The 14,359-nt window shown below is 41.0% G+C and carries 12 protein-coding genes and 1 pseudogene; 4 read left to right on the top strand and 9 right to left on the bottom strand.

The annotated features are described in order from the left end of the window. Nucleotides 1-8: 8 nt before the first annotated feature. From GGQ95_RS10675 to GGQ95_RS10660, 5 genes are all read right to left on the bottom strand, one after another. Nucleotides 9-1,502 (bottom strand): sodium-dependent transporter, encoded by a 1,494-nt coding sequence (locus tag GGQ95_RS10675; RefSeq protein ID WP_183186741.1) that lies wholly within the window; start codon nt 1,500-1,502, stop codon nt 9-11. Nucleotides 1,503-1,904: 402 nt separating this feature from the next. Then, complete coding sequence (locus tag GGQ95_RS10670; RefSeq protein WP_183186758.1) at nt 1,905-4,667, bottom strand: dynamin family protein; 2,763 nt, start codon at nt 4,665-4,667, stop codon at nt 1,905-1,907. Nucleotides 4,668-5,588: 921 nt separating this feature from the next. Then, nucleotides 5,589-5,777 carry a hypothetical protein gene (locus GGQ95_RS18145; RefSeq protein WP_221212074.1) on the bottom strand — a complete coding sequence of 63 codons (189 nt, stop codon included), beginning with the start codon at nt 5,775-5,777 and terminating at the stop codon, nt 5,589-5,591. Nucleotides 5,778-5,964: 187 nt separating this feature from the next. After that, nucleotides 5,965-6,435 (bottom strand): CBO0543 family protein, encoded by a 471-nt coding sequence (locus GGQ95_RS10665; protein WP_052660905.1) that lies wholly within the window; start codon nt 6,433-6,435, stop codon nt 5,965-5,967. Nucleotides 6,436-6,480: 45 nt separating this feature from the next. Beyond that, nucleotides 6,481-6,954, bottom strand: a complete 474-nt coding sequence (locus GGQ95_RS10660; RefSeq protein WP_221212073.1) for a hypothetical protein — start codon at nt 6,952-6,954, stop codon at nt 6,481-6,483. A 319-nt stretch (nt 6,955-7,273) separates the two neighbouring features. Between GGQ95_RS10660 and GGQ95_RS10655 the strand changes: the two genes are divergently transcribed. Continuing rightward, entirely contained in the window at nt 7,274-7,741 is a 468-nt protein-coding gene (locus GGQ95_RS10655; RefSeq protein ID WP_066146731.1) for a hypothetical protein, read from the top strand. 505 nt (nt 7,742-8,246) lie between these two features. Here the strand turns inward: GGQ95_RS10655 and GGQ95_RS10650 are convergent. The 3 genes from GGQ95_RS10650 to GGQ95_RS10640 form a co-directional block, all read right to left on the bottom strand. Then, nucleotides 8,247-8,579, bottom strand: coding sequence for a DUF3147 family protein (locus GGQ95_RS10650; RefSeq protein WP_044741762.1), 333 nt, complete (start codon nt 8,577-8,579; stop codon nt 8,247-8,249). Then, entirely contained in the window at nt 8,567-8,992 is a 426-nt protein-coding gene (locus GGQ95_RS10645; RefSeq protein WP_044741763.1) for a MarR family winged helix-turn-helix transcriptional regulator, read from the bottom strand. The genes GGQ95_RS10650 and GGQ95_RS10645 overlap by 13 nt, the downstream gene beginning before the upstream one ends. A 185-nt stretch (nt 8,993-9,177) precedes the next feature. Further along, entirely contained in the window at nt 9,178-10,632 is a 1,455-nt protein-coding gene (locus tag GGQ95_RS10640; RefSeq protein ID WP_183186739.1) for a protein adenylyltransferase SelO, read from the bottom strand. A gap of 194 nt (nt 10,633-10,826) precedes the next feature. Here GGQ95_RS10640 and GGQ95_RS10635 point away from each other — a divergent pair, with 194 nt between their 5' ends. The 3 genes and pseudogenes from GGQ95_RS10635 (at nt 10,827) to GGQ95_RS10625 (ending at nt 12,929) form a co-directional block, all read left to right on the top strand. Beyond that, complete coding sequence (locus tag GGQ95_RS10635; protein WP_183186738.1) at nt 10,827-11,018, top strand: hypothetical protein; 192 nt, start codon at nt 10,827-10,829, stop codon at nt 11,016-11,018. A 483-nt stretch (nt 11,019-11,501) separates the two neighbouring features. Further along, a complete protein-coding gene (locus GGQ95_RS10630) occupies nt 11,502-11,888 on the top strand; it encodes a hypothetical protein (protein WP_183186737.1) in 387 nt (128 codons plus the stop codon). 348 nt (nt 11,889-12,236) lie between these two features. After that, nucleotides 12,237-12,929: pseudogene (locus tag GGQ95_RS10625) on the top strand (site-specific integrase). A gap of 47 nt (nt 12,930-12,976) precedes the next feature. Here the strand turns inward: GGQ95_RS10625 and rlmD are convergent. Beyond that, the gene (gene rlmD, locus GGQ95_RS10620) at nt 12,977-14,353 is read right to left on the bottom strand and encodes a 23S rRNA (uracil(1939)-C(5))-methyltransferase RlmD (RefSeq protein ID WP_183186736.1); all 1,377 of its coding nucleotides are present in this window, start codon (nt 14,351-14,353) and stop codon (nt 12,977-12,979) included. Nucleotides 14,354-14,359 lie beyond the last annotated feature (6 nt).

The raw sequence follows: 14,359 nt of genomic DNA, 5'->3' as shown, positions 1-14,359 counted from the left end.
CCTCCTCCCTAGTCTACTTTAGATGTTGCCCCTGCAGGCCACCGTTTTGCTGAAAACATCCATCCAACAAGTACGACCAGAGCCGCAACAATCCAACCAAACACTGTCACAAACCAAGTTTCATAACCGCCATAGTTTTCCGCAATGTTCGTTCGAATATTATCAAACATCATGTAGCCTAGCACAAGCGGTGTAATGACACTTAAGCAAATTTTCCACCAAGCTCCTAACATAATATCTGAAATAGCGTTAGCATGCGTTTGCAAATGATTCAGTTCACGCACAATCCATGCAATGAAAATGACCTCAACCAATCCTGCTAAGGCAACCCCGAAAGTATTAATAAAGTAGTCAATTGTATCAAGGAAATAAAGCCCGCCTTTAGAAGCAAACAAAATCGACAAAATAGCGGCCAAGCCCCCGCCTATCGCTACTGCTTTATGACGGGAAACGCCAAACTTTTCTTGAATTCCTGCCACATACGTTTCTGAAATCGAAATCAGCGAAGTTAATCCTGCTAATGTTAATGATAAAAAGAATAGAACGCCAAAAAACTGATTAAATGCCGGAAACTCATTGATAATTTGCGGGAAGACAACAAACGCCAGACCGACGCCGCCAGAAACGACCTCTTCCACAGTTTTTCCTTGCTGCTGTGCTAAGAAGCCCAACACACTAAAGACTCCGATTCCTGCCAGCAACTCAAAGCTGGAGTTGGCAAATCCTGTAATAAAAGCATTGTTTGTCAAATCTGACTTCTTTGGAAGATAGCTTGAATAAGTAATCATAATGGCAAATGCAATAGATAAACTAAAGAAAATTTGGCTGTAAGCAGCGATCCAAACTTTCCCATCCATAATTCGATCCCAGTTTGGCTTGAAAAATGTATTTAGCCCTGTTGCTGCTCCATCCAATGTCACTGCTCGAATGACAATAATTAAAAATAACACGACTAATGTGGGAAGAAAAATCTTATTTGCTGTTTCAATCCCCTTCTTAACTCCATTAAATAAAACGATAAGCGTAACCGCCCAAACAAGAATTAATGGAATAAAAACACCTGGAACAATTCCGCCAAACTGTCCTGGGGTTCCCACAAGCTTCAAATAGTCTCCAAATAAGAATTTCTCCGTATCGCTTCCCCATTTTAAATTAAATGAAAACACAGTATAGGACATCGCCCAAGCGATGATCACTGCATAATACGTAGAAATAACAAAAGAAATGAGTACTTGCCACCAACCAATCCATTCGGCCTTTTTGTTGATTCTTAAAAAAGATAAAGGCGCAGAACCGCGATACTTATGACCAATCGTAAACTCTAGAACAAGAATAGGAATCCCTGCTGTCAGTAGAGCGAATAGATAGGGAAGAAAAAACGCTCCGCCACCATTTTCGTAAGCAACAGCAGGAAATCTCCAAATATTCCCCAATCCAATAGCAGATCCTGCAGCAGCTAAAATAAATCCAGCGCGTGTCCCCCATTGCTGTCGATTTTCCATGCCAATAGCCCTCCTTTAATTCGTTAGTTTTTTGGCTGAACACCCTCTCTTTTTGCCATCTCCAACAAAAATCAATCTGAATTAATAGTTTTTTCAGATTTTTTAAATTATATAAAAATTATACTCTTTTCTATTATCACTGTCAAAATAATATTTCAGAAAATATACTTTAATCAGTATATTCTGGATGCGACTTGACACATTCTTTTCATCATCATGGAATTTGAATTGTTTTTTACGTTTAGGCAGCGAACAATGCTATCTTAAACTCAAAAATATTAAAAAGAATCAATTGTATTATCTATAAAAATGTATAAATATAATATTTTGTTTAAAATAATAAATCGTCGATTCCCTTGCTGAGAATCGACGATTGGAATCAGACACAATCATCCAGTTGTTTTAGCTCGACTTGGTTACGCTTGAAAAGCCCCTGTTTGCTGATACGACCATCCATTCATACTGGCGCAGCTTGACAGCAAATAACGTGAGCGGATCATGATACATTTCTGGATTTGTTTTCATCTTTTCTAAATCTTTTTCTTTTTTATAAATCTCTGTTTTCATTTCATCCACTGTCTGATTGAGCGCAGCAAACGATTTACGGAAGAAAATAGAAATATCGCGCTCAAGCGTTTTTTCAAACAGCTCGAACTGCAGAAGCAGCTGCTTGATAATGGATTCTGTCACATCGATATAATCCTCATTTTCAACAAATTGTTTATATCTATTATATAACATGAGATTATTTTGCTGGAATACTCCAAACAATTTTCCGGCGCCTTTCAATAATATTTGATATGGGGTACGGCGCAGAAAAATATTCACTTTTTCCAGCTCTACACTGCTCGTCATTCGATCAGCATCACGCTGCCAGTCATCAAGCACTCTAAAATCGCATAGCAGCTGAAGCCGTTCTTCACCAAACAGTTTATTAAATCCTTCGCCCATTTCATGGAGGAACGCTTGGCAATCGTTCAGTTCATCATTCGCTGTGTCAATCCAATCTTGCAACAAACGATACAGCTTCGGCAACACGCGTTCATGTACATGAGCGTCGATTCTTCGATTCATTTCATCATTTAATTCTAAATGAATGCTGCGGAAATCGCTGTCTTCTTGAATCATCTCAGAGCATCCGCGCAAAATCTCCGGAATCTTCTCCGTTAAATCTTCCTTGACTTCCGCTAATACTTTATCGAAGGTCCTTGTAATCGTCCGCACTTTTTCATTTTTTAAATCCGCCAACTGATTGATCGCACCGCTTAGCTTTGCCACCATCTCTTCATTCCAGCGAATGGAGTCCGCTAATTTTTCCTCCATTTCCGTCCATTTACTCAATAAATGATGAATAAACTGTCGGGTAAATATTAGCATCTTTTCGACCCTGTCCGCTTCTGTAACGCCATGGTTCAGGCTTCTAAAAAATTCGTGAATCTCATGCTGCTGCTTCCGGCTTCTTAAATAAGAGGAATAGGCCAATACCTTTGCGTTCGGAAAATAAGCCTGCACCCTTGAGCGTGTCTCCTCTAAAATGGCAGCTGCTTCATGCTCATCATAAATTTCATCCATTTTGTTTACTAGAAAATGCACAGGAAGATGCGGCGCGCACTCCCGAATATACATAAGAATTTCTTGTTCATTTTCAGTAAACGGATCATTCACATCCAATACAAATAAAACGCTATCCGCTAAGTGCAAATAGTTTTCTACCGCTTCTTCCAGTCGGCTTCGATGATTAAATCCAGGTGTATCAATAAGCGCCAGGCGATTCTCTTGTAAAATAGGCGCTGGCAGTGAAAACTCCATAATGGAGCTGTTCATTTGCTTGTTCAGTCGTCTATCAATCGCTTCCTGAAACTCGTGAAAGTTTAAAGTAATTAACTCATCATCTGATACCTTTCGAATCTCCGTTTCTTCTCCTCCTCTAAAGACAATAATAGAAGAGGTCGGAGCCGTTAAAATATTTTCGCCAAGAAGTGAATTGACAAACGCAGATTTGCCGTTTCCTGAAGCTCCCGCTACAAAAACACGGTATGTCTGCAAATCCATCAATTCCTGCATCAGCCATCTATAGCGGTAGCCACGGTCTGCCTTCTGCGACTCCGCCCATCTAATAATGGAATTAAATAATTCAAGGCTGTATTCTAAGCCGTCAAATTCATTTTTCGCTTGAAAGATAAGATCTTCGGCCTCGCGGACAATCTCGTCATTTAAGCTGTTCGGAAATTTCTCACTCCATGCCAGCACAGCCGCAGAAGCAAACAAAACATAGGAATGATTGGCGATTTTGATCCAGTTTGTTAAAAGATTAGGGATAAAATTCTCCACATCTCTTAATAAGTAAGCTCCGCTAATTAATTCAAAATACGTATCCTGATACAGTTCGGATAATCTTTTCCACGATTGCTTGCGGTTCGCTCCTAAATGAAAGAATAACTCATTAAATTCCTGAAGCCATGAAAAATAGGCCCGATCATTTTGATAATGAGTCCATAGCGCTTCCGCCAGCTGTTCAAATCTTCCTTGATCCAATTCATACAATACAGCTAAGCACTTTAAAAAATACGATGGCTCGAAAAGCTTTGTATAGCCGCGTTCTGCATAATCGATTAACATATCAAACCAACGCTGCGACTCTGTCCGAATGGCCTCATTTGCCGCCAACTCGATTGCGCTTTTCCAATCTCGATGCTTTTCGAAAAAGCTACGAGCCATTTCGGTCACATCTCCATAATCCGGATGAAACGCTACCGCTTGTTTAATAATTTGATCCGCTTTCTCCATATTGCCTTGATCGATATACAAGGAAAACAGCTGCAGCAACACCTCTGCTTGCAAAACGGCGCTTTCTGCTTCAATCGATTTATAAATCTCTTCAGCCATCGACAGCTGTCCAAGCTCATAATAACAATCAGCAATGTTTTTCTTCGCCCACGGCTCTAAGTCATTGTGGGTATTTTCCCATTTAAAAATCGCCGCTTCATAATCCTTTTTGTGAAAATATACCTCTCCTTGGGCAAAACGAATGGCCGAGATATCAGCTGTACCGTCTTTATATCCTTCAAGAAATGCCTCTCCAAGTAAATGAACGGGATCCTTCTCTCCCGGCGTCATAAATGTTTCATAAAATGTTTTTTTGATCAGTTGATTCTCCAACATCATTCTTATCCCCCGATCTCTATATTTCATTGTCTATCATCCTTATAGACGATATCATCTTCATGTGAGGCATGATGATGAACGATGACAACAATTTATATGCTTAGGCTCCCGATCACATCATGTATTGAAAATATACGGCAATATAATGGCGCTTGTATTCCTTTGATCGAATACCAATAGCCGAATGTTCACCAAGATATAGGTGATAACAAAAAGCTTACGGAACACGAATGATCCAATCAGTATTTGTTGCTACGCCAGCAAAATTTTATCGAACAGAATAGAATCTTTGATTCTCTGTTATCGTCATTTTCCCATATCTATTTAATATATTAGATGAAAAAAGTGAAATACCTTTTCTTTTTTACTCTTTCCTAACTTCATCGGTTTCCTTTGCGATTCTAGCAGTCTGATCATCAACACGCATCATTCTCTTTCCGTCCACAGTATTCTAGCAGACTTACATTTTCATAAGGTTTCAAATTGCTTTCATTTATGATACAGATTTTTATCACGATGTAAAAAACAATCCAGTTTTCGGAAAAATAGATCCCATATAGAGGCCCATAACTAAAAATTTCATCAACAACAGAAAAATGGAAATCACACTTTGCAGAATTCTCTCTACCTCCTTCCTATAAATTAAATAAATGGAATCAGGTGTGTTGATGATCCAATACCCCCCATTGACATTGCTTGGTTCCCCGCTTTTCTGCTGTAGTCGGCAAGCTAGATTGCATGCCCTCCTCGAACAACGAACGCTTTGCGGGCAAATACACTTGCCCGCTGGCGTTCTGGTTCAAGGGAAGAGGCAGAAAAGCTTGTGTCTAGCTCAATCATTCCATATTTTTAGTAAAATAACGGATTATTAACACTTGTGAAATGGAATATTTTTAGGATATCGTATCGTTTTTCGTCCAATCACTGGATCGAATCATAAACCGCTTCCTGAGCCATAGATAGCTCTGAAAGCAGCGTTGCTTTGAGCTTCTGTAGCGTGTGAACGCGTGACAAAAACTCTTCCAGTGATTTGTCTCCAGTTGCCAAAAGATCATTTATTTGATCTCCAATATACCCTATGGCATGATAGAGCATGATGATCGATATCACTTGCCCCCTCAACCTTTGATCCCATATGTGCGAGCGTTGATCATCCGCTTTCGCCGGTCGAAAGACAAGTCAGTGACTTGTTTTCCGACCGCGAGCTTTAGCAGATACCGTTTATTCATCAGGTATATAGAACGAGGACAATAAATGGGGCCATTTTCTCTAGCGCTACGAGTCTTCAATATGTATATCATGATTTTGGTGAGATCATGTCAGCTTTGCTTAGCCTGCGGAAGAAAGAAACTTGAAGAATAAGCATTCCATATAAAAAAGGATAGGAGATCGCTGAATACCATAAATTCCAATGATGATGATATAAAAAACCGACACGTACCGCTAACCATTCATAAAAAGTGGAAAAAATGCTCCAGCCCAACAGATATAAGCTTTTTTTCTTCCATGTTCCATCGTAAGGATACCAGTTAATAATGAGCATGGAAGCGGCAGGATATATTCCGAATAAAACCAATAACGTTTTGGCTTCGATCATAAAAGGATAGAAAAAACCATACAGATCATATTTTTCGGCAAATCGGTCGACGATCTCTGAAGTAAACAATGCAAATAAAATGCAGCTATAATATTCAATGCGCATTAATTTCTTTTTCATCATAATCGCAATAAGATTAAATACAATAATGGAAAAATAAAGAATCCACAATCAAAACCACTCCTACCATTTATTCTGCATTCTTTCTTATATTCTTTATGGTTTGTAGCTTTCCACTCTGCATATCCATTGATAATATTTTAAAATCAGTATGAGCAAAAAAGGATAGCTCAATGCAGAATAGGTTAAATTCCACCAGCCGTAACGCAAATACCTCCACGGTTCCGGCAATAAAGCACTCGCTTCGTATAAAACGATCAGAATCCAAAAACTTATAAAACAAACAACGCGTTTGGATAACGAATCTCTAAAAGGATACCAGCTTAAGAAGAGCATATTGACAGCTGGGATCAGCACTACTCTTGCAGGAAATGACTCCCATTTAATCTCTTTTGTAAAATACCAATACGCTTCGTATTTGGTGCTTAAATACAAATCGACAATATTCTGAATCGCAATCGTAAAAGTCCAAATGTGTATGATTTGATTTTTTGTCAAGCGTTTATTTGTCATAAAAGCCGTACAATTAAACAAAAGAGCGGCAACAACTAATCCCAACACTCTATTCATCCTTTTTCTTTTTATTAACAGTTTCATCCTCTCTTGTGCAATTTATGCGAAAACTTGAGACAAACCGATGATTCAAGCTTTATAAACCCGCGATGCTAGTTGACAGTTACATACAACAATATATAGCCTCTTCCGACCTTCCCGTGTTAGCGTTTTCACATATCGTTTTTAATAGAATCCAATGACCACAACTATGATGGACATACTACCTAATGAGAATAAAAACTTTTCTTTATTTTTGTCGAATGGATTTATAAAATAAATAAAACTTGTCCAAAATCCTAATATAGATACCTTTTGAAAAGAGGAGCAAAAATATATGTTCAATCAAACCCTTCTTTGGATTTCGTTTATTTTTCCTTGGTTTCTGCTGCTATTTTTTCATAAACAAAAAATTAAACGATTTATGGCAACCGGCTTTCTTTGTGCGTTAATCATGACGATCATTTTTCAATTGGGCGAAAGGCTCCATTGGTGGACTGTCAAAGAAACCATTTTTCCTCTCACACATCTAACGCCGATGATTTACAGTTTCTATGTGGTTGCTCCCATCATTGTTTTGTATTTTACTTTCGGAAACTTTTGGTTTTACATGCTTGTCAATGCGGTGATGGATATCATCTATGCTGTCGGTCTCATGAAATGGTACGAATATCTAGGGATTATGGAGTACCACAATATCAACGACTTCTCAAGATTTTTGATTCTTCAAGCCGTCGCTATTCTTATTTACTGGTTTCAAAAATGGCATGACTCTTCCTCCCTTAGCGGTTCTCCCTACGCCTAATCATAACGGAGGATTCGCCAGACTAGATCAACGGAGCATCTCTGGATAGAATGGCAGCAGACGGTTTCGAAGGTCATGTCAAAAATAGGCATACACTTCCTTCTTCATGTAGGCGTGTGGCAAAGGCCTGAACAACACGTCCCCATGCAAGTCGGAGTGTTGTTTAGGCACTCGACCAGCGAAAAAATCATATAAAGCGACAAATGTTGAACGGCCAAGCTTTTCTCTGTAGTGGGAATGTTGCTTTGCGGTTGATTCACTCAAGGAATGACAGGATAGATGGACTACCAATGATAGGATACCTCTCCCACCTCTTAGCGGAGTGGAAATGGAGGAAATAGCTTTGCTTTAAGATTCCAGACCTTGACAGAACAATAACCGCCCCCTTTTTAACAGGGGGACGGTTATTGCTTTTTTATTTCTTCTTTATCACTTGTAATCACAGACTTCTTGAAAGAAAAGGCTTCATTCAGCATAAGATTAAAACCTAACCACCAGCACTGCGCTAGGAATGGGCCATTAGCTTTTGAATCGCTAAAAAGAGGCTCCAGGCCGCTACTCCTAATCCAATGGACAAAGCCAGTGGAAATGAAGCTCTCAAGGATAAAGCGACTATTAATAATAAACAAGCAGTCGCTGGCAGCCCCCATAAAACACCGAACGCAAACTCACTTAAACGCTTTGTTGGTTCACCTTGAACATAAAGCCAGCATAAGCTTAATAAACTGACTAACGGCAGTGCTGCTATAGCTCCGCCAAATGTAGGGAATCTTCTCGCCACTTCCGTTACAATCCCGATCATGATGGCAGAAATCACAATTTTCACTAACGAAAACATTTTTCTGCCTCCTCACTCAACATCGAAAAAGCCTTCCGTATCATTTCTAAGTCGGATGAACTAAAATTCTCTAATACTTTTCTTAGTTTGTCTCGATCAAGCCGAGTATGCCGATACAGCACGCGTCTCCCTTCTTCCGTTAAAGCCACAAACACTTTTCGTTCGTCTCTACTGCTTCTTTGTTTTGTTACAAACCCTTTTTGAATCAGCCTTTTTGTATGCTCAGAAGCGGTATTATGAGATATATGGAGATGTTCCGCCAAGTCTCCGATCGTCGCTTCCCCATTTTTTTCAATGTACTGAAGCAATCGAACCGCTTGATGAGTAAGTGGCTCTTCGTGAACGTAGTGCAGTAAATAATAAATATTTGTCCATTGTTCATTCATCGCTTCAATCATGTCATCCAATGACATTCAACATCCCCCCTCCTTTTATATCATATTATACGATATATTCTTAAAAAAAGACATATAAAAATCGTTACGCATAAAAAACGGGCCAAAAAGTAATAAACTGAGGGAATGAATGATCACTTTAACAAAAAATGAGAGCTCGAAACCGATCTCTCATCAACCACTTGCTTATTGAAGGTTTTCCATTACGTCCCACAAAACGTCCGATAAGGGCGATCGGACGGCGGAGGCAGTTGGGCATACTCATTTTGTTCCGAAGAATAAGCATAAGGATCGGAAAGAGCATAAAGCAGCCGCTCCATTACGCTGTAGTCCCCATGCTCAACCGCCGCTTCTAATGCTTCTTCAACCCGATGATTGCGCGGAATGATCGCCGGGTTGCTGTTGCGCATTAACTCATATACTTCTTCTTTTGCGTGCGGCTGTCTTTTAAGCCTTGCTTGCCACTTCTCATGCCAAGCGCGAAATTCTTTTGCGCAAAATAGCGGCATTCCTTCAAGCTGCCCCAGTGTCAATGATCGAAATGTATTCGTGTAATCCGCCTGATGTGTTTGCATCAGCTGCAATAGCTCGGTCATAAGAGCGGCGTCTTGCTCCTCCTCTGTGTACAGGCCCAGCTTCGCCCGCATTCCCGTGAGCCAATGCTGCTGATACAGGTTAGGAAATGCCGAAAGCGCCGCTTCAGCCGACTCGACGGCCTGTTCCTCCTCCTCATGCAATAACGGCAATAAACTCTCCGCCAGCCTTGCTAAATTCCAGCCGCCGATATATGGCTGGTGGCCGTATGCATAACGGCCTTGCGTATCAATCGAGCTAAACACCGTTGCTAAGTCATAGGTGTCCATAAAGGCACAAGGGCCATAATCTATCGTCTCGCCGCTGATCGTCATATTGTCCGTATTCATCACCCCATGCACAAAACCGACTAATTGCCACTTGGCAATCAGCTCGGCCTGACGCTTGATGACTTCCTCAAGCAAGAACAGATAACGGTTAGGCGCCGTCTCAAAGTTCGGAAAGTGCCGTTCCAGTGCATAGTCAGCCAACGTTCGAAGCTCTTCAACCGTTCCCCAATTGGCCGCATATTGAAACGTTCCGACGCGCAAATGGCTCGAAGCAACCCGGGTTAAAATCGCTCCCGGTAATTCGGTCTCGCGAAAAATGGTCTCACCCGTTGTCACAACGGCTAAGCTGCGCGTAGTCGGGATGCCAAGGGCATGCATCGCCTCGCTAATGATATACTCTCTAAGCATGGGGCCAAGCGCCGCACGCCCATCCCCGCCACGGGAATATGGTGTCCGCCCTGAACCTTTGAGCTGAATATCCAATCGTTCGCCCTGAGGCGTGATTTGCTCCCCAAGCAAAATCGCTCTTCCATCCCCTAACATCGTAAAATAGCCGAATTGATGCCCCGCATAGGCTTGCGCGAGAGGCTCCGCTCCCTCTGGAACCTGGTTTCCGGCAAGTACGGCGACTCCTTCCTCACTTGCAAGCGCTTCATCATTTAATCCGAGCGAAACAGCTAATGGGCGATTCAGTATAACCAGCTCCGGAGAACCAACAGGAGTCGGAAGAAGCTTGCTGAAGAAACGATTGGGCAAGCGCGCGTAGCTATTATCAAAATTCCATCCCTCGTTCAATCATCTCATCTCCTTTTGCGGCAGATCGATGCCGCGGTTCGTTAAGCTTATTTTACGTTTATTATGATGATTATATAAAGAAAAAATGTCTATTTCTTCTTTCGTGAATTAGAAGATAAATCGTTCATTTTCTATGCTCAACCTATGGCTATAATTAAAAGTAATTAAAAAAATTCTGAAGGAGGAAATTAAAAATGGAAGATATACTAAAACAAATTTTTGTCGAATTGCAGAAAATAAGTGGACGATTAGAGCGCATGGAACAAGGACAGGAAGAAATACGATTTGAACTTGCCGAGTTAAAACAAGGACAAGAGCAGCTTCAAAAAAATATCATAAACAACCTCGGGCTCTATAACGAAAAAAATTCTAGAATATGTAGATGACAAAACAGAAGCATGGAACAAACGTATGTTTACTGTCGAAACGGCTGTCCAACGCCTATTAAGGCCGTAAACAATAGGGAGATCATATCCTCAAAATAAAGCAATCAATCGAATTCCAGTGGCTAAACACCTACTTTTTGATAGTTGCTCTTCTTTAACCCGCGCTAAAATACAAACACACCGACTAGGAAAATCCAAAACGTCAGGCTAAACATTGGAGCATCAAAACGGAACGAAAGAATGTCATCACATAAATATCCAAAAACGCGTGAGCATCATAAGTTGTATAGAGAATCAAGGTGCATCCCATACTCTTTCCTTCACTACAATCCATTGAACCAGTAGTGGCAACGAAACATACCCACCCTCTGTTATATATACACATATTTAAGAAATAAAGTTAGAAAGCATGGAGAAAAGTATTTTTTGCCCCCACAACGGCTACAACCGTTGATATATCAACATTTATAAAGGGAGATAATGATGAATAAATTATCAAAAATATCATTTGGAACTGCTATTACCATATTTATTAGTTTGGCGATTATAGTTATTGGAGCAATATACATATTCCAACAAGACGGCTTATTATCAGAGGATTACAGTACTTTTCCGCCTGAAGGCAAATTAATCACAAATAACGAAGAATACATGTTAGATTTAAAAGCTTACAAATGGAAAGTAGGGAATAGTGTGTCTGAAAATAAGATGGAACAAAATGCAAGTGTTTATGCTTTGGGGCAAAAGAAAAGCCCCATAGAAGTAAATAAAAAACAGATGGCAAAACCGCTGTTTATTAAGCATCAAGAATTTAAGCTTGAGCAAATAAAAGCTTATTTGTGGAGAGATGAAAATCAAAAAGAGGGGTAGAGGAAAATCGTACTTTTATTCTGCCAAATAATCCAGGGAACTATGTATTAGAACTAAATATAAAAAGTAATCGCAGTCATGTCCAATATGTTGGAAAAATTGTTGTAAAGTAAAGGTGTCAAGGCTGATCATTTTGCCCCGAAATCGCCGGTTTATTCATCCTCCTTTTTTCTTGCCGAATCCTCTTTTCCCGTAATCAATAGCTGTCCTCATTCTTTCCTTTGATTGAAATATTACTCAATGAATGATAAAGGCTCATTCATCATGCTACTTTATAACTTTAAAAACAAAAAAATCCGGCAATAGCCGTGATTTTGATTATTGTAAGGATTCAGCAATTTTGATCAATTGGTCAACCTCGATGTTCATACCTCGTACATTAAAGTAGAGGTCCCTCTAGGCAGAAAAAGAAAATACGTAACTTGGACAAGAGAAGAGCTAAACCGATTCTTAAGTTTCGCTAAATTAGAAAACATCATATACTATACCGCCTTCTTAACAGCAGCCTACACCGGAATGCGCCGGGGTGAGCTTTTAGGGCTGAAATGGCAGGACATTGATTTTGAACATGCACAAATTCATATTCAACGAAATTTAATTTATGACGAAGACGGATTTCGATTTGGAAACTTGAAAACAGAAGCTTCCCAGCGCATCATTGCGATAGATGACTTTCTCTTAAAAGGATTGAAACGATATAAAGCCAAACAAGCTGAGATTAAATTGATCATGGGAAATCAATATGAAGATAACGACCTTGTCTTTGCACGTGAAACAGGAAAACCGATTTTCCCGCGCACCTTAACGGATGTGTTTAACCGGGGGATCAAAGCAGCCGGAGTAAAGAAAATCTGATTCCATGACTTAAGACATACTCATGCTACATTGCTTCTCGAAGCAGGAGCCGGACTAAAGGAGGTTCAAGATCGACTGGGACATGCTTCTATCAAAACAACTGGCGATATTTATGCTCATGTAACGAAAGAAATTGCAGAAAAAACCGCACATTTGTTTGGAGATTTTATAAGAAAAAACGGCTAAGTGGCACAAATGTGGTCAAATGCCGCTTAGCCTTCTTCAAAATCCCTTTATTTCAAGGTTAGTTTCGCCACACACTCCACATGCGCGGTGTGCGGAAACATGTCGACGGGCTGGATGTAGTCGACTTGATACGTTTTGGATAGCCGGTCAATGTCGCGCGCGAGGCTTGATGGGTTACAGGAGACGTAGACGATTTTGGATGGCTTGACCTGAAGAATGGTGCGCAATAAAGCTTCGTCACAGCCGGTGCGCGGCGGGTCGACAATCACCACATCAGGGCGCCAGCCTTCTTTCACCCACTTTGGCAGAATATGTTCTGCTTTTCCGACCGTATATACCGCGTGGTGAAATCCGTGGCGCGCAGCGTTTTTGCGTGCATCCTCAATCGCTTCACGAATCGTGTCCATTCCGCGCACTTCCCCGGCATCTTTCGCGAGCCAAAGCCCGATCGTCCCGACACCGCAATATGCATCAACCACTTTTTCGTGCCCTGTCAGCCTTGCTGCTTTTTTCACTTCATCATAGAGCTTGACGGTTTGCACAGGATTCAATTGAAAAAAAGCGCGAGCCGAGAGCTCGAATGAAAGATCGCCAAGCACCTCTTGAATGTACTCTTCCCCTTCAAGCAAAAATGTCTCTTCGCCAAAAATAAGCGATGTTTTCTGGCCGTTCACGTTTTGCATGATCGACTTCACCTCCGGAAGCCGGCGCTGAATCTCTGAAATCAGCAGCTCTTTCCGTGGCAGTTCTTTTTTGGCGGTAATGAACACAAGCTGCACTTCTTTTGTGTGAAAGCCAACTCTGGCAACAATGGTGCGCACAATTCCCGTCCGTTTCCGTTCGTTGTAAATCGGGATGCGTAAATCCTCTAAAATCGTTTTGACGATCGCCGTTACTCGATTTGTAGCTTGATGCTGGATGACGCATTCCGCGATATCGATTAATTGATGGGAGCCCATTCCATACAGACCGGCAATGACGTTTTCATTCCGCTTTCCGACTTGAAATTGGCTTTTATTGCGGTAATGCCATGGGTCTTCCATGCCGATAGCCGGCTTGATCTCCAACGCTTCCACAGGAATGCGGCAGTGCCGTTCAAACGCTTGGATGACAATATCACGCTTCGCCTCAAGCTGCGCTTGATAATCGAAATGCTGAAGCTGGCAACCGCCGCACTGCTCGTAAACGGGACAACGCGGAGTGACGCGATGAGCGGACGATCTGCGTATTTTTTTAATCTTCGCCTCAGCGTATTTTGGATGAATAGTTGTCGCCTCTACCACGACCTCTTCTCCTGGAAGCGCTCCTGGCACAAAAACAACCTGCTTTTTAAAATAACCGACTCCTTCCCCATTGATGCCAAGCCGCTTAATCGTCAACGGAAATTGTTGTCCTTTCTGAATGGTAATCGCTGTTTTCCCCATGCTTTC

Source organism: Anoxybacteroides rupiense, from assembly GCF_014196195.1.
GTDB classification, from domain to species: Bacteria; Bacillota; Bacilli; order Bacillales; family Anoxybacillaceae; genus Anoxybacteroides; species Anoxybacteroides rupiense.
The sequence above is the reverse complement of the archived record's forward strand: the minus strand, read 5'-3'. Positions and strand labels throughout refer to the sequence as shown.

Bases quoted from the DNA above. Each gene is read 5' to 3' on its own strand.
- GGQ95_RS10675 (WP_183186741.1), bottom strand. From the start codon at position 1,502: ATGGAAAATCGACAGCAATGGGGGACACGCGCTGGATTTATTTTAGCT.
- GGQ95_RS10670 (WP_183186758.1), bottom strand. From the start codon at position 4,667: ATGATGTTGGAGAATCAACTGATCAAAAAAACATTTTATGAAACATTT.
- GGQ95_RS10660 (WP_221212073.1), bottom strand. From the start codon at position 6,954: ATGAATAGAGTGTTGGGATTAGTTGTTGCCGCTCTTTTGTTTAATTGT.
- GGQ95_RS10655 (WP_066146731.1), top strand. From the start codon at position 7,274: ATGTTCAATCAAACCCTTCTTTGGATTTCGTTTATTTTTCCTTGGTTT.
- GGQ95_RS10650 (WP_044741762.1), bottom strand. From the start codon at position 8,579: ATGTTTTCGTTAGTGAAAATTGTGATTTCTGCCATCATGATCGGGATT.
- GGQ95_RS10645 (WP_044741763.1), bottom strand. From the start codon at position 8,992: ATGTCATTGGATGACATGATTGAAGCGATGAATGAACAATGGACAAAT.
- GGQ95_RS10635 (WP_183186738.1), top strand. From the start codon at position 10,827: ATGGAAGATATACTAAAACAAATTTTTGTCGAATTGCAGAAAATAAGT.
- GGQ95_RS10630 (WP_183186737.1), top strand. From the start codon at position 11,502: ATGAATAAATTATCAAAAATATCATTTGGAACTGCTATTACCATATTT.
- rlmD (WP_183186736.1), bottom strand. From the start codon at position 14,353: ATGGGGAAAACAGCGATTACCATTCAGAAAGGACAACAATTTCCGTTG.